The sequence below is a fragment of the Burkholderia anthina genome (genome assembly GCF_902498995.1).
GTDB classification, from domain to species: Bacteria; Pseudomonadota; Gammaproteobacteria; order Burkholderiales; family Burkholderiaceae; genus Burkholderia; species Burkholderia anthina.
Genome location: NZ_CABVLY010000048.1, coordinates 1 through 23,214 on the forward strand (window position 1 = coordinate 1; position 23,214 = coordinate 23,214).

11 protein-coding genes are annotated in these 23,214 nt (G+C 71.2%); 7 read left to right on the forward strand and 4 right to left on the reverse strand.

Going from position 1 to position 23,214, the window contains the following annotated elements:
- From BME24068_RS34125 to asnB, 7 genes are all read left to right on the forward strand, one after another.
- Positions 1-704 (forward strand): SctK family type III secretion system sorting platform protein (locus tag BME24068_RS34125; protein WP_174928727.1); only part of this gene is annotated, 704 nt, incomplete at its 5' end.
- Entirely contained in the window at positions 686-1,315 is a 630-nt protein-coding gene (gene sctL, locus BME24068_RS34130) for a type III secretion system stator protein SctL (protein WP_174928728.1), read from the forward strand. The genes BME24068_RS34125 and sctL, both read left to right, overlap by 19 nt.
- On the forward strand, positions 1,312-2,691 hold the full coding sequence (locus BME24068_RS34135) for a FliI/YscN family ATPase (protein ID WP_174928729.1): 1,380 nt from the start codon (positions 1,312-1,314) through the stop codon (positions 2,689-2,691). The genes sctL and BME24068_RS34135 overlap by 4 nt, the downstream gene beginning before the upstream one ends.
- Entirely contained in the window at positions 2,684-3,340 is a 657-nt protein-coding gene (locus BME24068_RS34140; protein ID WP_174928730.1) for a hypothetical protein, read from the forward strand. The genes BME24068_RS34135 and BME24068_RS34140 overlap by 8 nt, the downstream gene beginning before the upstream one ends.
- On the forward strand, positions 3,334-4,143 hold the full coding sequence (sctT, locus tag BME24068_RS34145; RefSeq protein WP_174928731.1) for a type III secretion system export apparatus subunit SctT: 810 nt from the start codon (positions 3,334-3,336) through the stop codon (positions 4,141-4,143). Before BME24068_RS34140 ends, sctT begins: the two co-directional genes overlap by 7 nt.
- An 18-nt stretch (positions 4,144-4,161) precedes the next feature.
- Positions 4,162-5,193 (forward strand): EscU/YscU/HrcU family type III secretion system export apparatus switch protein, encoded by a 1,032-nt coding sequence (locus BME24068_RS34150; RefSeq protein WP_174928732.1) that lies wholly within the window; start codon positions 4,162-4,164, stop codon positions 5,191-5,193.
- 258 nt (positions 5,194-5,451) lie between these two features.
- Positions 5,452-7,419 carry an asparagine synthase (glutamine-hydrolyzing) gene (asnB, locus tag BME24068_RS34155; protein ID WP_174928733.1) on the forward strand — a complete coding sequence of 656 codons (1,968 nt, stop codon included), beginning with the start codon at positions 5,452-5,454 and terminating at the stop codon, positions 7,417-7,419.
- A gap of 38 nt (positions 7,420-7,457) precedes the next feature.
- Here the strand turns inward: asnB and BME24068_RS34160 are convergent, their stop codons facing one another.
- From BME24068_RS34160 to sctQ, 4 genes are all read right to left on the reverse strand, one after another.
- Entirely contained in the window at positions 7,458-20,801 is a 13,344-nt protein-coding gene (locus BME24068_RS34160) for an LWXIA domain-containing protein (protein ID WP_174928734.1), read from the reverse strand.
- 234 nt (positions 20,802-21,035) lie between these two features.
- On the reverse strand, positions 21,036-21,839 hold the full coding sequence (locus tag BME24068_RS34165; protein ID WP_174928735.1) for a lytic transglycosylase domain-containing protein: 804 nt from the start codon (positions 21,837-21,839) through the stop codon (positions 21,036-21,038).
- A complete protein-coding gene (sctR, locus tag BME24068_RS34170; protein WP_174928736.1) occupies positions 21,836-22,510 on the reverse strand; it encodes a type III secretion system export apparatus subunit SctR in 675 nt (224 codons plus the stop codon). The genes BME24068_RS34165 and sctR overlap by 4 nt, the downstream gene beginning before the upstream one ends.
- A 3-nt stretch (positions 22,511-22,513) precedes the next feature.
- Positions 22,514-23,214, reverse strand: a 701-nt coding sequence (gene sctQ / locus BME24068_RS34175) for a type III secretion system cytoplasmic ring protein SctQ (protein ID WP_174928737.1), incomplete at its 5' end; no start/stop codon positions are given.

Consider the following 23,214-nt stretch of genomic DNA (forward strand, 5'->3'; position numbering starts at 1 on the left):
GCGATGCCGCGCCGGCGCCGTGGCTGCACGCGCTCGCGCCGCCGCCCGCCGCGCGGCGCGGCGCGTTCCATGCGCTGGTCTGCGATTTCAACCTGCGGCCCGACCGCTATCTGCACGTGACGCGCGTGCCGGCCGACTGGCCGGCGCGCTATCGCTCGCCGGACGCGTTCGGCCCGGCCGGCCGCAAGCTGCTCGCGCGGCACCTGCTCGACGCGAACGGCGTGGCCGGCCGGCACGACTTCGACGTCGCGAACCCGTGCGCGCGGCTGGCGCTGCTGCCCGGCGCGGCGCTCGAGCAGATCGGCGCGTATGCGGGGCTGCTGCTGCATCGCGGCTGGCTGCGCGACGCGCTGACGGTGCGCCGCATTCGCGCGGAGGTCGCGGCGAAGCTCGGCGGCGACGCGCTGGAACTCACGCTCGAACGCGCGCCCGAATTCACCGCGCTGGCCGAAACGCTCGAACCTTGGCGCGCCGATCCCGCGACGCTGCCGGCCGTGATTCGCGCGCGCGGCGGGCGGCTGCTCGCGGATTTCATCGGCGTGGCGGGAGATGCGGTCGAACGCCGCGCGCGGCTGAAGTTCAACCGCGCGATCGACGACGAAGCGCCATACTGGCTGAACCGCGCGCAGCGCGACCAGTTCGGCGAACTGCTGTTCCTGTTTCTGATTCCCGAGAGGCTTGCGTCATGGGACTGGCTTTTCTGATCACGAGCGACAACCTGCAGCTGCTGTCGGAGCGCAAGGTGCTCAAGGAGCGCGAGTACGCGGCGCTGCTCGACGCGTCCGCGGTGATCGCGACCGCGCGCGAGGAGGCCGCGCGCATCGTCGCCGACGCGCAGCGCGAATTCGACCGGCGCCAGGCGGCCGGCCACGAGGAGGGGATGCGGATCGCGCAGCGCGAGCATGCGGCGCAGACCTACACGCAGGCGCTTTCCGCCGCGCGCACGATGGAGTCGATGAAGGATGCGATGGCCGAGATCGTCGTGAAGGCCGTGCGCGCGATCGTCGGCGAGATGAGCACGCAGAAGCTGTACGAAGCCGCGCTGTCGCGGATCGTGCCGCTCGTGCGCGACGAGGCGTTCCTGGTCGTGCACGTCGCGCCCGGCCGTCAGGACGAAATGCGCGACGCGCTCGACGGCGCGTTCGCCGGGCAGTCGAACCGGCAGAAGATCCGCATCGTCGAGGATGCGCAGCTCGAACGGCATGCGTGCACGGTCGAGACGCCGTCCGGGCGCATCGACGCGAGCCTCGATCTGCAGATCGACGCGCTGCGCCAGGCGATCCGCCGCGACGCGCTGAAGGGCGCCGCGCGATGAACGCGCCGCTCGACGACGCGCTGCCGTTCGCGGGCGACGACGACGGCGCCGCGCTCGATCGCGGCCGCCTCGTCGGCGAGCTCGACGCGGGGCTCGCGTTCTTCTCGCCGGTGTCGGTGCAGGGCCGCGTGAACCACGCGGTCGGGCAGATCCTCAATGCGACGGGTATCCGCGCGCGGCTCGGCGAGATCTGCGAGCTGCGCACGCCGAACCAGCCGACGCTGCTCGCCGAAGTGGTCGGTTTCTCGCGGCAGACCACGCTGCTCACGCCGCTCGGCGACGTGGCCGGGCTGTCGCCGGAAACGACGGTGGTGCCGTCCGGCCGCGAGCATGTGTTTCCGGTCGGCGACGGGCTGTTCGGCCGCGTGCTTGACGGGCTCGGCCGGCCGCTCGACGATCTCGGGCCGGTGGCGGGCGCCGCGTGGGTGTCGACGCAGCAAAACCCGCCGAACCCGCTCGCGCGCAAGATGATCGACACGCCGTTTCCGACCGGCGTGCGCGTGATCGACGGGCTGATGACGCTCGGCATCGGCCAGCGGGTGGGCATCTTCGCGCCGTCGGGCGTCGGCAAGAGCACGCTGCTCGGGATGATCGCGCGCGGCGCGCAGGCCGACGTCAACGTGATCGCGCTGGTCGGCGAGCGCGGCCGCGAGGTGCGCGAATTCATCGAGCACAGCCTGTCGCCCGAGGTGCGCGCGCGCTCGATCGTGGTCGTGTCGACGTCCGATCGCCCGGCGATGGAGCGCGTGAAATCCGCGCTCGTCGCGACCGCGATCGCCGAGCACTTCCGCGATGCGGGCAAGCGCGTGCTGCTGCTGGTCGATTCGATCACGCGTTTCGCGCGCGCGCAGCGCGAAGTCGGCCTCGCGAGCGGCGAGCCGCCGACGCGGCGCAGCTTTCCGCCGTCGACCTTCGCCGTGCTGCCGCGCCTGCTCGAACGCGCGGGGCAGGGCGCGAGCGGGTCGATCACCGCGTTGTATACGGTGCTCGTCGAAGGCGATGAGGAATCCGATCCGATCGCCGAGGAGGTGCGCTCGATCCTCGACGGCCACATCGTGCTGTCGCGCAAGATCGCGCTCGCGAACCGCTATCCGGCGATCGACGTGCTGGCCAGCCTGTCGCGCGTGATGCCGCTCGTCGCGAGCCGCGCGCACCAGCATGCGGCCGCGCGCGTGCGCGAGCTGATCGCGAAGTACCAGGAGATCGAGCTGCTCGTGCAGATCGGCGAGTACCGCGAAGGCAGCGACCGGCTCGGCGATCTCGCGCTGCGCGCACGCGACGCGATCGCCGCGTTCTGCACGCAGGCGTCGAGCGAGGACGTGCGCTTCGACGCGCTGCTCGCGAAGCTCACCCGGCTGGCGAACGATCATGTCTGAAGCCGACGATCGCCTCGTGCTCGCGACGCTGGCGCGGCTGAAGCGCGTGCGCGAGATGCGCAGCCAGATCGCGCGCGTGGCCGCCGCGCGCCAGCAGGGCATCGCCGCGCAAAGCCGCCGCGCGCTCGACGCCGCGCACGCGCAGCTCGCGCAGCAGGTCGCCGCGAAGGCCGCGATCCAGACCCGGCTCGCCGGCGACGTGCGCGAGGCGCGCGCGCTGCAGGACGCGGCCGCCGACACGCGCACGTTCGACCGGCACATCGGCGTGGCGAACGCGTCGGTGAGCGACGCCGCGCACGTGCATCGCGGCCACGAGGCGACGCTGGCCGACCTGCAGCGCGCCGCGCGCAAGGCGAAGGCCGCCGAGGACAAGCTCGACAAGGCCGGCGAAAAGGCGCAGCGCGCGCGTGCCGCGCGGGTCGAGCGCGAGGCCGACGAAGTCGCGGACGGTCATGCGGTGCGCCGCTTCTCGACGGGCGGCACGTGGGTGGCCGGGGCGGGCGACGGTGCCGGCCATGCGGGCGCATCGCACGAAGCGGCCGCCGGGTTCGACGCGGAGATGGGCGCGGGCCCGGCCGATGTGCGAGCCGGTGCGGCCGACGACGCCGACGATCCCGTGCCGCCTGCCGCCGCGGAGCGCCGATGCTAGATGCCGCTTCGGGTTTCAACGACATCGCCGGCACGCTGCGCCCGCTGCTCTACGTGATGCCGCGCCTGCTGCCGATCATGTTCGTCGTGCCGGTGTTCAACGAGCAGATCATCACGGGCCTCGTGCGCAACGGGATCGCCGTCGTGATCGCCGCGTTCGTCGCGCCCGCGATCGACGCGTCGCAGGTCGCCGCGCTGCCGTTCCTGATGTGGTGCCTGCTGGTCGCGAAGGAGGCGGTGGTCGGCATGCTGCTCGCGGGCGCGTTCAGCGCGGTGCTGTTCGCGATCCAGGGCGTCGGCTACCTGATCGACTTCCAGACGGGCAGCGGCAGCGCCGCGTTCTTCGATCCGATGGGCGGGCACGAGGGCGGCCCGACGTCGGGTTTCCTCAACTTCGTCGCGATCGCGCTGTTCGTCACGGCGGGCGGGCTGCAGGTGCTGGTGCAGCTGTTCGCGCAGTCGTACGCGTGGTGGCCGATCGGCTCGCTCGGCCCCGATTTCTCATCGGTGCTGCAGACCTTCGTCGTGCGGCAGACCGACACGATCTTCGAATGGATGGTGAAGCTCGCGGCGCCGGTGACGATCGTGCTGGTGCTGGTCGAGCTCGGCATCGGCCTGGTCGGGCGCGCGGTGCCGCAACTCAACATCTTCGTGTTCTCGCAGCCGTTGAAGAGCGCGCTCGCGGTGCTGATGATGGCGCTGTTCCTGCCGGTGGTGTATGCGTCGCTGCACGCGCTGCTGAGCCCCGACAGCGGGCTGGTGGCGCTGCTGCGCGCGCTGTTCGCCGCGCACGGCGGCGCGTAGCGGCGCGCGGGGAAGGGCATGGCCGAAAAGGACCAGAAGCCGACCGCGAAGCGCCTGCGCGAGGCGCGCGAGAAAGGCGACGTGCCGAAGAGCGCGGAGACGATCTCGTCGGCGTTCTTCATCGGCGTGTGCGTCGCGCTCGCGGTCGGCATGGGCGCGCTGTTCGGGCGGCTGCAGGCGCTGTTCCGGCTCGTGTTCGACACGGTCGGCGCGGCCGATCCGGCCGCGCGCATCGCGGCGCTGATCGACGGCGCCGCGCGCGGCTGGGTGACGCTGTCCGCGCAGATCGTCGCGGCCGGGCTGCTGCTCGGCGTGCTCGCGGGCTTCGTGCAGGTGGGCGGCGTGATGGCGTGGAGCCGTCTCGTGCCGCAGCTGTCGCGGCTCAATCCGGCCGAGGGGATGAAGAACCTGTGGTCGACGCGCAATCTCGTGAATCTCGCGAAGATGCTGCTGAAGACCGCGCTGCTCGTCGCGACGCTCGGCTGGCTGATCGTCGAGTCGCTCGATCCGTCGGTGCAGTCGGGCTTCACGCGGCCGATGTCGATCCTCGCGCTGATCGTCAAGCTGCTGATGCTGCTGTTCGGCTGGGCCGCGCTGATCTACCTCGTGATGGCGCTGATCGACATCGTGCACCAGCGGCACGCGTTCAACCAGAAGATGAAGATGTCGATCGACGAAGTGCGGCGCGAGCACAAGGAGGACGAGGGCGATCCGCACATCGAGGCGAAGCGCCGGCAGCTCGCGCGCGAAGTGCAGTTCGCGTCGCTGCCCGACCGCATCGGCTATGCGTCGGTGGTCGTCCATTCGTCGCGCGTCGCGGTCGCGCTCTATTACGGCGGGATCGGCACGCTGCCGTGGGTGCTCGCGCGCGGCGAAGGCGAGGCGGCCGAGCGGATCGTGCGCCTCGCGCGCGACGCGTTGCGCCCGACGCTCGCGAACGTCGGGCTCGCGCAGGCGCTGTACGAATCGACGCCCGAGAACGGCACGATCCAGCCCGCGCATTTTCGCGAGGTCGCGCAACTGCTGAAGTGGGCGACGGGCGGGCATTGACGCGGGGCGCTGCCCGGCCGGCCGCTTACGGGCATGCGGCGGGTGGAATCGATTCCGGCCCCCGGTTCGATATGGCCCTTTGGCCGGACATGCGGTATCGCCGCTTGACGCCGTTTTTTTTCCGGTTCTGGCCGGAGTTCATCCATGAATTATTGCTGAATTATTTCTTCGTAATATGGCTCGACCGTCATGCGGGACGGCGGACTGCCAGGTTGCGCCGCGCGTGACGGAACAGGTCAACAGGGGCGGACAAAATACATGTGCGGAATCGACGGCTTTCTGAATAGCGTCGCCTTCGATGAGGAGACAGCGCGCGGAACCCTCGCGCGAATGACGGCGAGCCTCGCGCATCGCGGGCCGGACGGGCAGGGCATCTGGGTCGACCCGGAAGCCGGTATCGCGCTCGGTCACCGGCGGCTGGCGATCGTCGATCTGTCGGTGCATGGCCGACAGCCGATGGCGTCCGCGTGCGGCCGCTACGTCATGGTCTTCAACGGCGAAATCTACAACCATCGCGAACTGCGTGCGGAACTCGAGCGCGCGGGGCGCGCACCGGCATGGCGCGGCCATTCCGATACCGAGGTGCTGCTCGCGGCGATCGTCGCGTGGGGCATCGAGGCGACGCTGCGGCGCGCGACCGGCATGTTCGCGATCGCGCTGTGGAATCGCGAATCGCGGGTGCTGACGCTCGCGCGCGACCGGATCGGCGAGAAGCCGCTCTACTACGGCCGGATCGGCGACGCGCTCGTGTTCGCGTCGGAGCTGAAGGCGTTGCGCGGCTACCCGGGCTTCGACGGCGCGATCGATCGCGACGCGCTGTGCCTGTACCTGCGCCAGTCGAGCGTGCCGGCGCCTTATACGATCTACCGCGGCATCCGCAAGCTGCCGCCGGGCACCTGGATGCAGTTCGAGCATGCGCGCGACACGCCGCGGCTGCGTGCGTACTGGACGCTCGAACAGGCGATCGAGGCCGGCCAGGAACGGCCGTTCGAAGGCAGCGCGGACGAGGCCGTCGGCCAGCTCGATGCGATCCTGCGCCAGGCCGTCGCGCGGCAGATGGAGGCCGACGTGCCGCTCGGCGCATTCCTGTCGGGCGGCGTCGATTCGTCGGCGATCGTTGCGCTGATGCAGGCGCAATCGTCGACGCCGGTCGACACGTTCACGATCGGCTTCCACGAAGCCGGCTACGACGAGGCCGGCTATGCGAAGGCCGTCGCGCGCCATCTCGGCACGCGGCATACCGAACTCTACGTGACGGCCGACCATGCGCTCGGCGTCGTGCCGAAGCTGCCGTCGATCTATGACGAACCGTTCTCCGACGCGTCGCAGATTCCGACCTTCCTCGTCGCGGAGCTGACGCGCCGGCACGTGAAGGTGAGCCTGTCCGGCGACGGCGGCGACGAGCTGTTCGGCGGCTATACGCGCTATTTCCTGACGCCGCGCCTGTGGCGCAAGCTGCATCGCGTGCCGGCCGCCGTGCGCGCGCGGATCGCGGCCGCGCTGCACGCGCTGCGGCCCGATCACGCCGACCAGCTCGCGGCCGTCGCGCAGGGTGCGTGGGGCAACGTGGAGGCGCGCGAATCGGCCACGCGCATCGGCGATCGCCTGCACAAGCTCGGCCACGTGATGACGGCCGAAAGCCGCATCGGCCTGTACCGGCTGCTGATGTCGTCGGTGCATCATCCGGAGCGCCTCGCGCTCAGCGGGCAGGAGCCGCCGACGCCGCTCGACACCTCGGCCGCATGGCCCGCGCACCTGAGCTTCGCCGAGCAGGCGATGGCGATCGATACGCTCACCTACCTGCCGACCGACATCCTCGCGAAGGTGGACCGCGCGGCGATGGCCGTCAGCCTCGAGACGCGCATGCCGTTCCTCGATCATCACGTCGTCGAATTCGCGTGGCGCGTGCCTGCGTCGATCCGCTTGCCGGAAGGGCAATCGAAGGCGCTGCTGCGCCGGCTGCTCGACCAGTACGTGCCGTCCGCGCTGATCGACCGGCCGAAGCAGGGCTTCTGCGCGCCCGTCGATCACTGGCTGCGCGGTGCGCTGCGCGACTGGGCCGACGCGTTGCTGCAGCCGTCGCGGCTGCGCGACGAGGGCTTCTTCGATGCGGCCGCGGTCGAGCGCCTGTGGCGCCAGCACCAGACGGGCCGGATGAACTGGCAGCACCAGCTGTGGACGGTGCTGATGTTCCAGGCGTGGCTCGACGCGCAGCGCGCGGGGTGACGCGCGCCGTGGCCGGCTGACGCGCGGCCGGGCCGCGGTCAGCCGACGATCAGCTGCGTGCCGATCGCGAGACGGTTCGGATCGCGGTCGGTCGACGGATTGAGCTGAAGAATCTCCGTCAGCGCACGCGCGTCCTGTTCGTTGCGCGTCATCGCCTGCTGGTCGGCGCGCGACACGTGCGCGGCGTCGAGCAGCGACTGGCGGTGCCGGTCCGCGATCACCCACAGCGAATCGCCTTCGACGACGATGTACGGTTGCGATGCATTCGACGACGGCGGCGGGTTCGATGGCGTGCCCTGCGACGGCGGCGGCTGAGTCGGCTGCGTCTGCGTCTGCGTTTGCGTCGGTTGCGGCTGCGACGGCGTGACGACGGGCGAAGCCGACGGCAACGCGCCCGGCGTCGCGCCGGTCGAGGCGCCCGGCGTCGCCCCCGGCGCGAGATTCGACTGCGGCGGCGCGCCGTTCGACGACGATCCCGAGCCGAACATCCAGTTGAACACGCTGCCGATCACCGGCACGAGCCCGATCCCGATGATGAACTTGTAGCCGAACGCGGCGACCGGCACGATGACCAGCGCGGTCGGGATCTTCTTGACGAACGGCAACGCGTTCGGGAAGTGCGTGTTCACGCGGCCCGCGAGCAGCAGCGCGGCCGACGTGCCGGTCGCGATCGCGAGGTCGTACTGGCCGTGGCCCAGCTGCGCGGCGGTGGAGAATCCGCCGAGCGCGACCGACGCGAAATCGCCCGCCGAATCGAACAGGCGCACGGTGCGGCTGCGCTTGTCCGCGTTCACGCGGTGCGCGCTGATCGCGTAGGAGAGCCCCGCATAAGCGCTGCCCAGCAGGCCGCTGGCGATGCCGGCCGAGCCGTACGCGACGTCGAACAGGCCGTGCGCGTCGATGACCCTGCTGAGGCCGCTCGCGAACGTCGCGGCCGACGCGACCGTGACGCCCGCCCGTCCCGCGATGCCGAGCAGCCGGCGCGGGTTGCCCGAATGCAGCTGTTGCAGCGACGTGCCGCCGACCACCCCCTGCATCTGCGACAGCACGTCGGCGCCGAGCGCCTTGATGTTGGCCGTCGCGTCCTCGAAGCTCATCAGCCCCATCTCGTGCAGCGCGACGTACTGCGCGGCCATCGCGCGCGCCTCGTTCGACGCCGCTTCCAGCTGGGTCAGCCGGTGCCCGCCGTATTCGTGCGCGCCGGCCCGGAGCTGCTTCGCGAGCGTCACCTCGAGGCGCGTGAGCACGGCCTGCGCGGCGTCCGGGTTGCCGGACTGCAGGCTGCGGATCGCGCCCTGGTGCATGACCTGGAACACGCGTCCGAGACGCGACGTGAGGAGGAACGACGAGGTCGCGTTGCTCATCGTGCTCGAATTCAGCCAGTGGGTCCAGAACGTGTCGGCGACGACGAGCGAGCTCGCGCCCGCGACGATCGCGGTGGACGTGATCGACTTCGCGAAATCCAGCGGCTTGAACGACGGCCGGTGCACGCGCAGCGCCTTCAGTTGCGCGGCCGCCGGATCCATCGTGGCGGCGCCGGTCTCCTCCGGCTGCGCGACGGCTTTGCGATTCGCGCCGATCGGATGCGAACCGTCGTTCTGCAGGGCTTGCTGATGCGTGACCTGCTGCCAGTACGTGCGGCTGTCGGACGCATTCCAGGGCGCGACGGGATCGCGCTTGGGCACGCCGGCGCCGACGCGGCCGAGCCATTCCAGGCTGACGGTGCGCGCCTTTTTCTCCGTCTTGCCGGACGGCCGATTGTCCGATCGCTTCCAGTCCGTCTCCACCGCGTCGATCGTCGCGCGGCGCGCCTGATTCAGCAGCGCCGACGTGTGGCCTTCGTACAGGTCGCCGCGCAGCTTCGCGAGATCGGCGTCGCTCATGCCTTTCGTCTTGCCGATGCGCGCGATCTCGGCGAACAGGATCTGCTGCTGGTTCGCGAACGTGTCGGTGCCGAGCGGATCGTAGACGCGCGTGAGCGCGTCGCCGCCGTGCAGTCGCTTGAACTTGTCGGGTTCGACGAGCGCATAGTCGACGATCTTCTCGGCCAGCGCGCGCGTGAGGTCCGGATTCGCGACGAAATCGGCGCCGTGCGTGCCCCACGACAGGCCGACGTGCAAGCCGGCGAGCGGCTCGCGATCGAGGATGGCTTCCAGCAGTTTCACGTGCCCTTCGCCGGGCACCGGTTCGAGCACGGCGTCCCAGCCGTGGAAGGTGAGCATCACGAGCGGCGTCGGTTCGCCGGCGTTGTCGCGCATCCACGATTCGATGGATGCGCCGACGCGCCGGATTTCCGCGTAACCGTTGTTGGTGCCCGCCATCGCATGACCGTCCTCGAGCGACACGAGCGGCCGCGCCGGCGCGGCTTCGAGCCGCAGCAGGAAACCGTATTTCGACGAAGCCGCGAGCCACTTGTGCAGGTGCGCGAGATCGTCGAGCTCGAGCGTGCGCGCCGTGCCGTCCGGGTTCGTGTGCGTGATCGTCGCCGTGGCGTCGTCGAAGCGGGCGTCTTTCGGCGAGCCGAATTCATTTGCACGCCGAATGAAGCCGGGATCCTGCTTGCCGCCGCCCGCCGCGGCGAGCGTGTACGGATCGACGGCGATCGTGACGGCCGGCATCGTGCCGCCGAAGCGCTTGACGTAGCGCGCCATCCGTTCCGGATCGTCGCGCAGCGAGAACGAGCGCGACATCGGCGCGAGGCGGTCGCGGATCTCGGCCGGCAGCGCCAGGAACGCCTTGATGATCTTCCGGTCCGCGACGCGCGCGGCGCTGGTGCGCTTCGCGAGCCGTTGCGCCGCGCGCACCGGCCGGTAGCGGCTGCCTTCCGGATGCGCGAGCACGCCGCGCGGATGGAGGCTCGACGGTTCGCGCCACATGCCGAGCGTCTTGAAGATCGATTTCCACATCGGCATGTCGGCCATCACCGTCTGCGGCTCGTCGCCCAGCTTCAGGCCGCCGGCGTCGGGCTGCCCGTCGCGCTTCGCCCACGCCTTCAGGTGCTCGACGGTCGACGCGAAATCGGCCGCCTTCGCCTTTCCGTAGCGCGTGAGCGTTTCGGTGATCGTGCCCGACGACAGGCCCGGCTGGAACGGCGCGAGCGCAAGCGGCTTCGCGGCCGGCGCGGCTGGCTTGTTCGCGGCCGGGGCGGCCTGCTGCTTGTTTTTCCTTCCCTTGGTGCGACCGGCCTTCGACGGTTTGCCGGCGTTGCGTTTCGGCGCGACGGCAGGCGCCGGCTGCGCGGCTTCGCGCGTGGCGGTCGCGCGCGGATCGAACGCGTCGGGCGCGAGCGTGGACAGCAGGAAATGCTGGTCCGCGCCGTACGGGCCGCGGCCGATCGTCGACTGGTCGAGCGGTCGGCCGTTCTTTTCGTCGCCGGCCCGGCTCGCATCGTCGTACCACAGTGCCTTGCCATCCTTGCCGACCGCGATGACGCCCTCGGGCGAGCCCAGCAGCGCATCGACGACCGGGCCTTCGTGCCGGTACACGTATACGTAATGCCCTTCGGGGACGTCGCCCATCTCGAGCGCGCGCATCAGGCGCGGCGCGTGCGTGCCGTTGAAGCCGACCACCGCGTCGGCGCTTTCCGGCAGCAGGTTCGGCAGGCGCGACGGCGCGGGCGACTGCGCGATCTCGCGGGTCTTGTGCCGTACCGCCGGGCTGAGTTTCGCGAGTCCGCGCTGCACGTAGGGCCCCGGCTTCGGCATCGGCTTCTTCTCGTCGTCGAGCGCGCGGCGCGGTTCGGTCGGCGCGAAGCCGCCGTAGCCTTCGACCACGTCGTGCGAGAGGTCGGATACGACGAACCGGACGCCGCGCCGCCCGCCGGAGAGCGAGCGCGCGCGGCGCCGGAACGCGGTGCCGAGGTCGCGCGGTTCGATCGTCGCGTCGCCGAGCGACGTCGACTCGTGGTAGGTCCAGTTGTGCGCGCCGTCGCGGGTCGCATATCCGAGCACCTTGCCGGTCTTGTGCTCGATCGCATAGAGCGTCGGGGTCGCGCCGGTGTGCGTGCGCGCTTCCTTCTCGGCCTGCTTGGGCCGGCGGAAGCGCTCCGCGTTCGCGAGCGACTGCAGGTCGGTGACGACGCTCGCGTCGGGGCCGGTCGCGGATGCTTCGGCATCCCACATGCGGCCGTCGCCGTACGCCTGGATGCGCGCCGCGCCGCCATACGCGTTCAGCTCGGCGAGCGGCACCGGCGACACGTAGAAATCGTACGCCGCGCGCGCATCGGTGGCCTGGTCCTTCAGCGCGCGATGGACCTGGTCCGGAATCTTCCCGCCCTGAACGGCGGGCGCCCGGTCGACGAAAGCGCCGGTGTCGTTGGTCCGCATGCTCGCGACGAACCCGGGTTGCGGATGCGCGGCGTCGAGCCGGTCGGCCGGGCGCGACAGGTGCTCCGCGATCAGCACGTGCGCGTTCGTGCCGAACGCGGCGCGCATCTGCTCGTGATTGCGCAGCTGCGTGCCGTCGACGCGGATCAGGTCGCGCCTGCCATGCGCGGCGAGATGATCGAGCGCGTGCTGCCGTTCGTGCGCGACGGCCGGCGTCGCGGCAGGCGCGGCGGGCACCGGCGCGTTCGACGGCGGTTGCGGCGCGGGGGCCGGCATCTCGCGCGGCACGCCGTGCTCCCGCATGCCGGCGGCCTGGCTCGCGTAATAGTCGCGATAGGTCGCGTAGCCGGGCACCGACGGCGCGGCATCGCCGAACGCGGCCGCGAGCCGGCGCAGGCCCGCTTCGTCGCCGGGCAGCACATGGTCGGCTTCGCGGGCGATCGCGTCGGGCAGGTGCGCGTCCTTCGCGATGTCGATGCCGGTGTCGTCGACGAGCGCGCGGCGGACCGCGAACGCGTTGGCCTGCGCGCGCGCCTCGGCCATCAGCGCGCTGTCGGTCAGCGCATCGGGCGACGCGTGATCGAGCGCCAGCCGGTTCGAGATGGTCTCGACCGCGTGCTGTGCCTCGTGCGCGAGCGCATAGACGAGCGTGCCCGTGCCGCGCAGTTGCCCGTCCAGCACGATGCGCTGCTTCGCGGTGTCGATCCGGCTGCCGCGCCCGGGCCGGCCGAGCACGACCTTCCAGCCGGCCGCCTGCGCGAATGCGACCTGTCCGCTCAGCAGCGTCGAGCGGTCGACGAGCGCGTAGGCTTCCTTCGGCAACGGCGCGCCGCCGAAACGCATCCGGATTCGCGTGATCAGCGACGGCTTCTGCGCGAATGCGTCGGGCGGCAGGTGCTCGGTCACCTGAGGGTGCGGGGGCTCGATCGCGCCGCGCGCGATGCCGTCCTCGAGCGCGACGCGCAGCGTGCGGATGTCGCGCACGATGCCGTCCACGTTCAGTCGCGGCGCGTCGGTCATGATCTGCGACGGGTCGCTCAGGTAGAAGTCGCCGTGCGTGTCGAACACGCCTTCGAAATCGTAATAGAGGCCGTGCCGCTGGGTGATCTCGCTCGCGCGATCGAGCTGAGCGAACGCGTCGCGCGTGACGCGCGCCGGCAGCACGCCGGCGGTCACGTCGTGGCTGCTGAGCGACGCGAAGGGCTCGTACATCACGGCGACGCGATCGAACGCCGCGAACGGGCCGCCGATCGTGAGCGTCTTCAGCCCGTGCGTGCGCAGCGAGGCGAGGCCGTCCTGTTCCTGCCGGATCGACTCGATGTGGCCGAGGATCGCGCGGTTGTCGGTGCCGAGATAGATCCCGATCGCGTTGCGGCGGCCGAGTTCGAACACGGTCTTCTCGATGCCCGCGCCGGTCGCCGCGCCCGTGACGCGTTCGACGGGCAGGCGCGCGGCCGGGTCGCCGCTCGCATGAATCCCGTTGCCGTCCACCGCGAGCGGGCCGAGATCCGGGCGCTCGTGCGGCGCCGGGTCGTAGCGCAGCCACGCATGCGTATGGCTCAGCGCGGCTTCTGGGCCGAAGCCGACGGCGATCGTCGGTGGCACGTGCACGGGGCGCTGCCACACGTTCGCGAGCCACGCTCCGGCATCGCGGCCGTTGCGCGCGGCGAGGATGATCGCGGCGCCCGGGAAACCGAGCACGGAGCGGTGCGCGAGCGTGAATTCGACCGGCGACCACGGGCGGCCGTCGGCATCGACGAGCCGGCCTTGCGCGTCGGTCGTCCCGCGCACGATCACGATGCCGGCTTCGCGGTCGTACGACAGCCCGTCCGAATGCAGCAGGCGCAGGTCGTTCACGCCGGCGACGCCGCGTCCGTCGAACGGCGATGCCTTGACGGGCCGTGCGCGCGACCAGGCCGTCTCGGCGGCCAGCGCGGCGGCCGCGTCGTGCGCGGCCGCCGGCATCGTCACGTGGCCCGGTTGCGCGGCCTCCGCCTGCCGGCGATACAGGTCGCCGTAGCTGATGCCGCCGTCGAGCGAGGTGGGCGCATGCTCGAACGCGTCGGCAAGGCGCTCGATCGACGCGGGGTCGTCGGGCCGCGCGCGGCCGTATTCGTTCGCGATCGCCTCGGGCAACGCGACGTAACGGCCGACGTCGACGCCGGCGTTCGCGCGGATCTCGTCGCGCACCGCGAACGCGTTCGCCTGCGCGCGCGCCTCGGCGAGCAGCGCGGAGCGCACGTAGCGCTGCGTCGAGCCGTAGTCGAGCCCGAGCGTGCCGGTTGCCGCTTCGACCGCGTGGCCCGCTTCGTGCGCGAGCACGTAGACCATCGATCCGGTCGATCGCAGGCCGCCGTCGATCGTGATGCGCCGCCGCTGCGTGTCGATCCTGCTGCCGTCGCCCGGCTTGCCGCGCACGATTTTCCACCCCGCGCCGCGCGCGAGCTGCAACTGCTGCGACAGCAGGCTCGACGCATCGATCAGGCGATACGCTTCCTTCGGCAACGGCGCGCCACCGAAGCGCGTCCGCACGCGCGTGACGATCGACGGCTTCTGCACGAACGCATCGGGCGCCGGCGTTTCGGCGAGCTGCGGATGCGCGAGCCGGATGTTGTCGTTGTCGAGCCCTTGCGTGAGCGCGCGCTCGATCACCGCGAGCCGCTGCTGCGCGATGAAGTGTTCGCCCGCACCCATGCCGATCGGGCCCGGGTCGCTCAGCAGGAAATCGCCGGCGCGCGTGAAGATGCCCTGCAGGTCGAAACCGATGCCCGTGCGCTCGAGGACTTCGCGAATCTGCCGGATGTGTTCCAGCGCGGCGCGCGACACGACGCGCGGCAGCGCGCCCGTCTCGAAGCCGAAGCTGTGGAACACGCCGAGCGGCCGATACAGCACCGCGACGCGGTTGAGCGCGGAGAACGGGCCGCTCATCGTCAGGGTTTTCAGGCCGTACGACGCGAGATCGTCGAGCGCGATGCTTTCGTCGATCGCCGCGTCGAGCTGGCGGGCTTCCGACGTATGCGGGCCCTTGTCGTACACCGCGAGCGCGGCGTCGTGGCCGAGCGCGAACACGGTTTTCTCGCCGCCGCTGCCGAGCAGTTCGCCGACGTGGCGGTCGACGTCGATCCGCTGGCCCGGCCGGCCTTCGACGTGCACGCCTTCGGCATCGGCCGTCAGCGGGCCGAGGTCGTGCGGGGCCGCGGGCGCCGGGTCGAAGCGGCGGAACACGCCGGTGTCGAGCAGCGCCGCATGCTCGCCGACCGCGTGCGCGGGCGGCGCGTAGACCGGCCGCTGCCACAGGTTCGCGAGCTGCGCGGCGGCCGCGTCGCCGCCGTGTTTGGCGGACAGCACGATCGAATAGCCGTCCTGGATCATGAACGCGGGCGCCTGGTCGAGCGCGTATTCGTGCACGCCGACCGGGCGGCCGCCGGCGAGCAGCGCGCCGTTCGGCTGCGTGTCGGCGTGCAGCATCAGCACGCCCTCGTCCTGCATCACCGTGAAATGGCGGCTGCGGGCCGCCTGCAGATCGGCGAGGGCGGGCACCGGCCCGTCGCCGAACGGCGACGCGTATTCGGCATGCGCCTGGCTCCACGCCACGCGTTCGTCGAAACTGCGCACGCCGCGTGGCGTGTCGCCGGTCTCGCGGGTCTGCGGCGCGGGCATCCGGCGCGGAATGCCGCCGCGGCGCTTCTGGCCTGCCCACACGTCGTTGTAGAACTCGCGATAGGTCTCGCCGTCGCGGCCCGACACGGGGGCGTCGGCGAACGCGTCGACGAGCCGGCCGACCGTGCCCGCGTAGTCGTGCGACGGCGCGCGCCACACGTTGCCTTCATGTTCGATCGCGTCGGGCAGCCGCACGTGCGCGGCGATGTCGCCGCCGCCCGCCAGCTGGATCTCGTAGCGTGCCTCGAACGCGTTGATCTGCGCGCGCGCCTCGGCTTCGAGCGCCTTGCGCGTGAAGCCGCTGCGGTTGCGATAGTCGAGGTTCAGCACGCCGGCCATCGCTTCGACCGCATGCCGCGCTTCGTGCGCGAGCGTGTACGCGATGCTGCCCGGATGCTGGAGGCCGCCGTCGATCGTCACGCGGCGCTTGCGCGGATCGATGCGGCTGCCGCCGCCGCGCTTGCCGAGCGTCACGCGCCAGCCGGCGTCCTGCAGCATGCGCAGTTGCGTCGCGAGCGTGCCGGACTGCATGGCCAGCGCCTGCGCGGCCTCGGGCAGCGCCGCGCCGCCGAAGCGCATCTGCATCCGCGTGATCCAGTTCGGGTTCGATGCCGCATGGTCGGGCGGCGGCGTTTCCGTCATCTCCGGATGCGCGGCGGCGAGCCCGGTGTCGTCGTTCGCGGCGGACGGCCGTTCGCCGGTCGCGTTCGCGCGCGCGGTTTCGCCGTCGGTGCGCTTGCCGGTGGCCGGATCGGCGGCCGCTGCGGTGTCGCGTTCCGTCACGCGTTCGGGCGTGTCGGCACGCTCCGGCTTGACGAGCACGAGCACGCGGTTCGGCGCGCTGAACACGCCGTCGAGCGCGCTGACGGGCTCGGGTGTCGCGGCCGGGCGCGGCATCGCCGGTTCGTTCGCGCCGCGCCTGCCGGCGAGCACGATCACCGTTTCGTCGGCGGCAGCGGGGCGGGGCGCCGCCGGCGTCGCTTCCTCGGGCGCGGCGCCCGGCAGGCCGGCTTCGGCCGTCGCGGTTCCCGGCGCGGGATCGAAGCGCAGCACGCGCGCGCCCGCGCGCAGCTGGCCGTCGGGGCCGAACGCATCGGGGGCGGCCGCGTAGACGGATTTCTGCCAGCGGTTCGCGAGTTCGGGCGCGATGGCCGCGTCGTGTTCGCCGGCCACGACGATCACCGGTTCGGCGAGATCCTGCGGGCGCGGCGCCGGCGGCTTCGCGCCGGGCGTGTCCGGCGTCGCGCCGTTGCGCACGACGTAGACCGTGCGGTCGCCCACTTCCATCGGCTCGGCGCTCGGCCCGCGCGGCACCGCGATGCCGGCCGGGTCGGACGTGGCCGGTCGCGCGGCCGGCGCCTCGTCCGTCAGATCGACCACCTTCGCATTGACGCGCGGCGGCGTACCGTCGGCCTTGGTGCGCGTGCCGGGGCCGGCCGGTTCGTCGAGCTCGACGGTACGCGCACGCAGCGCCTGGGCGTCGGCGCTGCGCCGGTCGCTGCGCGCGGCCGCCGTGCGGGCCACTTCGGTTTCGTCATGCTGCTGATCGACGCGCGCACGCTCCTGGCTCGTGCGCTGCGTGCTGCGGGCATTGGTCGCGGTGTTCGCGGTTTCGCCCTCGGCGGCCGTTTGCGCGAGGCTGCGCGGCGCCTGGGTTTCGCTGGTTGCCTGCCGGGCCGCTTCGGTCGCCTGGTCGAGCGTGTGCTGCAGGACGTCGAGCGGCGTCTTCGCGACGATCTTCGGCGTCGCGGCCATCTTGCCGTCCGGGCCGAACGACAGGCGCTCGCCGGTACCGGTCACGCCGTCGACGCGTGTGCCGTTGGTCAACGATTTCGGCGACGCCGACACGACCGACAGCGTGCCGTCCTCGCCGAGCACCACCGATTCGCCGGGCTGCATCTGCTTGCGCGAGGTCCTGTCCAGCACGCGGATCGGCTTGTTGTCGTAGGTCAGCACCTTGTCGCCGACCATCAACGTGCCGTTCGGCGATACCTTGACCGCTTCGCCGTCGAGCGTCGCGCGGCTGCGCCCGACCGCGAGCGACGATGCGTCGCCCTTGTTCAGGATCTGGCCGAGCTTCGCGCTGTCGATGGTGACGGTCTTGCCGTCGGTCGTGCGGATCGGCACCGGCTGGCCGGTGCGGGTGCGCACCGACGTGACCGCGCGCTCCTTCAGGCCGCCCGCGGCCATCAGCGCGACGTTGGTGAGGCCGGACTTCAGCGCCTCGTTGCCGGCTTTCGTGTTGCCGTTGAGGTAGTCGACACCGGCTTCGCCGAACGCCTCGAGCCCGCCGCCGACGCCGGTCGCGATCGCGGTGACCTTCGCGGTCGTGTTGATCAGCGACGCGACTTTCGGCGTGCGCGTGAGCGCCGTCACGGCGCGCGTGAACAGCTTGCTGCCGGCGAGCTTCGCGGCGCCCGCCGCACCCATCGGCACGAGGTTGATGAAATCGGAGCGCGCGCCCGCGTCGGTGAACGGATTGAGGCTGCGGCCGTGCTCGGCGCGGTTCGCGAGGTCGAGCCCCGCGCTCGTCATCGACGCGCCGATCGCCGTGTACATCATCCCCGCGCCGAGGATGTTCAGCGGCACGCCGACGATCGCGCCGATGCCGGTGCCGTCGAGCAGGCCGCCGAGGCCCTCGAGCGCCATCCCGCCGACCATCATCCCGATGTTCAGGCCCGTGCTCGTCAACGCGCCGAGGAAGCTGTCGAAGCCGCTTTCGTGGTGCGCGGCCTTCGACACGAGCTGCAGCGAGCCGTCCGCGTTGTGGCCGGTCGCGATGTCGACGGTGCCGTCCTTCGACAGCTCGTTGTTGTCGATGTAGTCGTTGATGTCGTGGTACGTGCTGCCGGTTTCGTCGACGTACTGCGTGCCGCCGTTCTTGTCGGCAACCTTGAACAGCGCGCTCGTCGTCATGCCGGCGTCCTTGGCGGCATAGACCATCGGCAGCACGCTCAGCTGCGTGTTCGCGCCGCCGCCGATCGACAGCAGCTTGTCGCGCACGCTGTTGATCGTCGACAGCTTGTCCTTGTCGGTGAAGCGCGCGGTGTCGTCGTTCGTGGGCGATACGGGATCCGAACCATCGCCCGACGATGCGCCGCCCTGAACGTCGGGCTGCATGCCGAGCGCGACGCCGATCAGGTTGCGCTGCTCGTTGTCGGTCAGCTTGCCGAACGCGATCGTGCCGCCGTTCTGCGTGCTCGCGCTCGCCGCGTCGAGCAACGAATTCGACAGTTCGCCGCGATGCGCTTCGTAGAAGTCGTGCAGCGCGTTCCGGTAATCGTTCCCGGCGTCGGAGTCGGGCGCCGCGTAGCGCAGCCGCTCGTCGAGCCCCGCGTCGAACTGGTCCATCAGCACCTGCTGGTGCGACGTCTCGCTCAGCAGCTGCAGGCGCTGCACCGTGTTGTCGGCCTGCGTGAGGTCCGCCTTCGCCTTGTCGAGATTGCCCTGCTCGTCGTTCGGCAACGGCATCGACGGCGCGGGAATCATGTCGCCGCCCGCGATCGTGCGAAAGCGCACGGGCGGCGGATGCGCGGCCGCCCACGCGTCGTACTTCTGCTGCGCCGACGCGAGCGCGCTCTTCGCCTGCGTCTGAGCCGTACGGGCCTGGTCGAGCGCCAGGTTGGTCGCGCGCTCGTTGACCTTGTCGCTCATCCGGCTGTCGGCCGCGCGGATCGCGCCCGCGACGACCTGCATGCGCTTCACGTCGAGCATCGTCGGGCCGCTCGGCGCGGCCTGCGCATCGGTCGGTTGCGGCAGCTGGAACTGATTCGTGAACAACGGCGACGACAGCGACGGCGAGGTCAGCGGCGACGCGCCGGGCAGGGTCGGCTGGGCCGACGTGCCGGTGGACGAAGGCGCGGCCGAAGTCGACAGCGACGGCGTGAACAGCGGCGTCGTATTGCCCGCACCCGGCAGCGACGACGCGAGGAACGGCGGCTTGACCGTCGGCTTCGTGAATACCGATTGCGCCTTCACCTGCGTCTGGATCTGCGACGCCTGGTCGTCGTACTGCTGCGCGAGCGTCGCGCCGTAGGTGGCGGTGAAGCCGTCCTGCGCGACGCTCGCCTGCTGTTGCGCCTGCGACAGTTTCGTGGAAGCGTCGGTCACGTCGAGGTCGACCTGCGGCGCTTTCGCGGTCGGGCCCGGGTGCGCCTTGTGCCAGTCGTCGGCCGTCTGTTTCTTCTGCGTGTAATCGGCCTGCAGCGTGTCGACCTGGTGCTGCGCGGACAGCATCTGCAGATAGCTGCCGCTCGTGTTCGCGGCCGTCTGCGCGCGCGCGAGCGCGGTTTTCGCGTCCGACACCGCATTCGGCTGGACCACGATCGGGCCTTCCTTGCCGCTCGACCAGTCGAATTGCTGCTGCGCGTTCGTGAGCGTCAGGCTGTCCGTCGCGGCGCCGAACGCGGCGTTCGCGTAGTTCGCGTTCTTGGCGGCCGTGGTGACGGCCTGCTGCGCGTCGTCCTGCGATTGGGGCGCGTCGGGCGCCGTGACCTGCAGGCCCAGCGGCTGGAGCGCGTCGTTCAGCCGGCCGACGCCGGAATCGAGCGCGGCCTTGTAGTCCGGATCGGCGAGATAGGACTGGAACTGCGCATACGCGAGATTCGAATTCGCGACGTCCGCGTAATACTTCGACGCGCCGACCGCGGCCTTCGCGCTGGCGGTCTGCCAGTCGTCGAAGAGGCGGGTCTGCAGCGGGTTCTTGCAGTCGCTCGCCTGCGGCACCCATTTCGGATCGTTCGCGTGATCGGGAAACGCGGCCAGCAATGTCTTGAACTGCGCGTCGGCCGCATGCTGCGCATCGCCCGGATCGGTGACGTTGCCGTTGTCGTCGATCTTCATCCCGGCCGGCATGTCGGCGTTCGCCTGTTCGCCGTACAGGATCATGTAGCCCGCGTCGGTCGTCACGTTCAGGTCGCGCTGCGCGCTGTCGGCGGCGGTGCGCGCCTTCGCGTAGTCGGCCTGGGCGGACTGGCGGTCGGCAGGCGTCGATTCCGGGTCGTGGTTCACGATGCGCAGCACGTTCTGCGCCCCCTGCAGCGATTGCGAGGCGGTGTCGTATTGCGTCTGCGCGTCCTGGATCGCCTTCTGCACCGCGCGCGTCTTGTCGTTCTCGACGGTGATGTCGGGCGGCGGCGCCGTGTACTGCGCGGCCATGCTCTGGATCAGCGACGTCGCCGCCGAGATCTCGGCGTTGGTCGGTTTCGACGGATCGGTGGACGGCGTGGCCGTCACGGGAATCGGCGGCGCGGCGGTCGGGTTCGCGGGGCCGGCGGACGGATCGTCCTTTTTCGGCGGCGGAGGAGGCGGGGGCGGCGGCGCGACGACCGGATTCAGCGTTTCCGACAGGAAGCGCTGCCAGTTGACACCCAGTCCGAGTCCGTCGATCAACAGCATGCTCGTCTCCATTGAACCGCGCGATGCGCGGGCGCGCGACGCCATGCGCGCCGCGACGCGATCCGTCGAGTGTAGGGACGCGGGTCGCGGCGGGATTGCCGCTGTTTCGTAGCGCGGCGGCGCAGCCGGCGCATGCGCGTGCCGCGCGCTACGAGATGCGCGCGACCGGATGCCGGCCCCGGGCGGCGAGGCCGGCGCGCGTCGTTCGGGCCCCTGAAAACGGGGCACGCACCGTCACTGATCGAGACACTTCACGCACAGCCGCTTCGCCTGGCTGGCCGCGAGCCCGCGGCACATCATCACGACCGGGCGCGCATGGCACGACGGCGGGTCGGCGGACGCGGCGGGCGACGCCAGCCGGCGTGCGCGCTCGGGCGGCGTGGTCGCGGCCGCGTCCATGCGCCGCTGGCGCGCGGGTGGCGGCGCGTCGCTCACGACCGGGATCGGCTCGACGCCGCCCTCGCGCGCGTTGCGCTGCGCGCTCGCGACGACGCGGCTCACGTAGCCGCTCGAGAACCCGGTCGTGAAGTTGCCGCTGTAGTAGCACGACAGCGCCGCGCGCAACGCGCTCTGCGCGGGGCGGCCGGTGCCCGACGAGCGCGCGAAGCATTCGGTCAGGATCGCGCCGCCGGCCCGCAGGTTGCGGCACGGCTCGAACATCGTCGCGTCGTCGAGCCCGTATTTCGCGAAATTGCGCTCGTTCACCTGCGCGAGGCCGACGCTGTAGCTGAAGCCGCGCGCCGCCAGTTCGCGCGCGGTGGCGCGCGCTTCGTCGAGCGATGCGGGCTGGCGCGTCAGGTGGTCGCCGACCACGCCGATCGCGTATGGATTGAAGCCCGATTCGGTGCGCACGAGCGCGGCGAGCGTGTCGGGATCGACGTTCGGCGCGCACGCGCGGGCGAGCTGCGCGAAGCCGGCGGCATTGCCGGCCGCCTGCGCGAGCCGGGGCCCGCCGCACGCGAACGCGAGCGTGAGCGCGGCGATCGCGCCCAGCCACGCGGCCATGGCGCGAGCGAGGCGCCGGCCGCGCGCGTTCATCCCGCGCCCGCCACGCGGTACGACAGCACGAGCCCGTGCACGAGCAGCGACCAGCCGTCGAGCGCGACGAACAGCAGCAGCTTGAACGGCACCGAGATCGTCGTCGGCGAGATCATCTGCATGCCGAGCGCGAGCAGGATGTTCGCGACCAGCAGGTCGACGACGATGAACACGATGTAGATCACGAAGCCGATCTGGAACGCCTTTGTCAGCTCGGCCAGCGTGAAGCTTGGCACCAGCACCAGCAAGTCGTCGTCCTTGATGCCGTCCGCGCGGTTCTTCGGCCACACCGACGTCGCGGTGCGCACGAAGAACTCGCGGTCGCGCTGCCGCGTGTGCGACACGAGGAAATCCTTGATCGGCGGCAGCGCGGCATCGACGAGCGCGCCGACGTCGGCGGTCGACAACTGCGCCGACGCGTCGAAGTGGCGTGCCTGCAGCGCATCGCGGATCGACATGCCGACGGGCGCCATGATGAACAGCGACAGGATCAGCGCGATGCCGTTCAGCACGAGGTTCGGCGGCACCTGCTGGATCCCGAGCGCCGAGCGCAGCAGGCCGAGCACGACCACGAGCTTCGTGTAGCTCGTCACCATCAGCGCCGCGAACGGCGCGATGCCGAGCGCGGCGATCACCGCGATCAGCGCGACGGGATTCGGCAGGCTGCCCATCGCTCAGCGCTCGCGCGGTGCGGGTTGGGTCAGCGTGACGACGCGCACGCCGAGCTTCTGGCCGACCGCGATCAGGTGGCCGGTGCCGATCAGCATCCCGTTCGCGACGAGGTGGATCACGCTCTGGTTGATGCCCTGCTGCAGCTCGATCACGGCACCGGGCTGCAGCGCGCTCAGCTCGCCGAGCGGCATCGACGTGGGCGGCAGCTCGAAGCGCAGGTCGACCGCGAGTCCGTCGAGCGTGCGCGGCGCATCGCCCGGCGGCGCATCGTGCGTCGTGGCGGGCGGGGTGTCGGTGCGGGTCGGTTCCAAAGGCATCTCCCTGATTCGTTCGACGGTCAGCCGGTTGCCCGCCGGCCGGCCGGTGATTTCCCACGCCGGCGCGGCTGGCACGCGCGCGACGCACAGCAGGTTCTGCTCGTGCGCCTGCCAGCGTTCGATCGCGATGATGTCGCCGCCGACCACGTCGGCCAGCTCGGCCGTCGTCAGCTCGGTACGGCCGAGTTCGAACACGAGCGGCACCGGCAGGTTCGCGTACGCGGCACGCGTATCGGCCGCGGCCGCCGGCGCGCCGGCGAAGAACACCGCGAGCGCGTCCGGCGCGTCGAACAGCAGCGCGCCGTGGCAGCGCCACGCGCCGTCGGCGCGCTGCAGCGAGAAGCGCAGCGCGGCCGGCTGCGCGCGCCACGCGGGTGACGGCGCCG

Coding starts and splice junctions, on each gene's coding strand:
- BME24068_RS34165 (WP_174928735.1), bottom strand. CDS start 21,839: ATGAACGCGCGCGGCCGGCGCCTCGCTCGCGCCATGGCCGCGTGGCTG.
- BME24068_RS34135 (WP_174928729.1), top strand. CDS start 1,312: ATGAACGCGCCGCTCGACGACGCGCTGCCGTTCGCGGGCGACGACGAC.
- sctL (WP_174928728.1), top strand. CDS start 686: ATGGGACTGGCTTTTCTGATCACGAGCGACAACCTGCAGCTGCTGTCG.
- BME24068_RS34150 (WP_174928732.1), top strand. CDS start 4,162: ATGGCCGAAAAGGACCAGAAGCCGACCGCGAAGCGCCTGCGCGAGGCG.
- BME24068_RS34140 (WP_174928730.1), top strand. CDS start 2,684: ATGTCTGAAGCCGACGATCGCCTCGTGCTCGCGACGCTGGCGCGGCTG.
- BME24068_RS34160 (WP_174928734.1), bottom strand. CDS start 20,801: ATGCTGTTGATCGACGGACTCGGACTGGGTGTCAACTGGCAGCGCTTC.
- asnB (WP_174928733.1), top strand. CDS start 5,452: ATGTGCGGAATCGACGGCTTTCTGAATAGCGTCGCCTTCGATGAGGAG.
- sctT (WP_174928731.1), top strand. CDS start 3,334: ATGCTAGATGCCGCTTCGGGTTTCAACGACATCGCCGGCACGCTGCGC.
- sctR (WP_174928736.1), bottom strand. CDS start 22,510: ATGGGCAGCCTGCCGAATCCCGTCGCGCTGATCGCGGTGATCGCCGCG.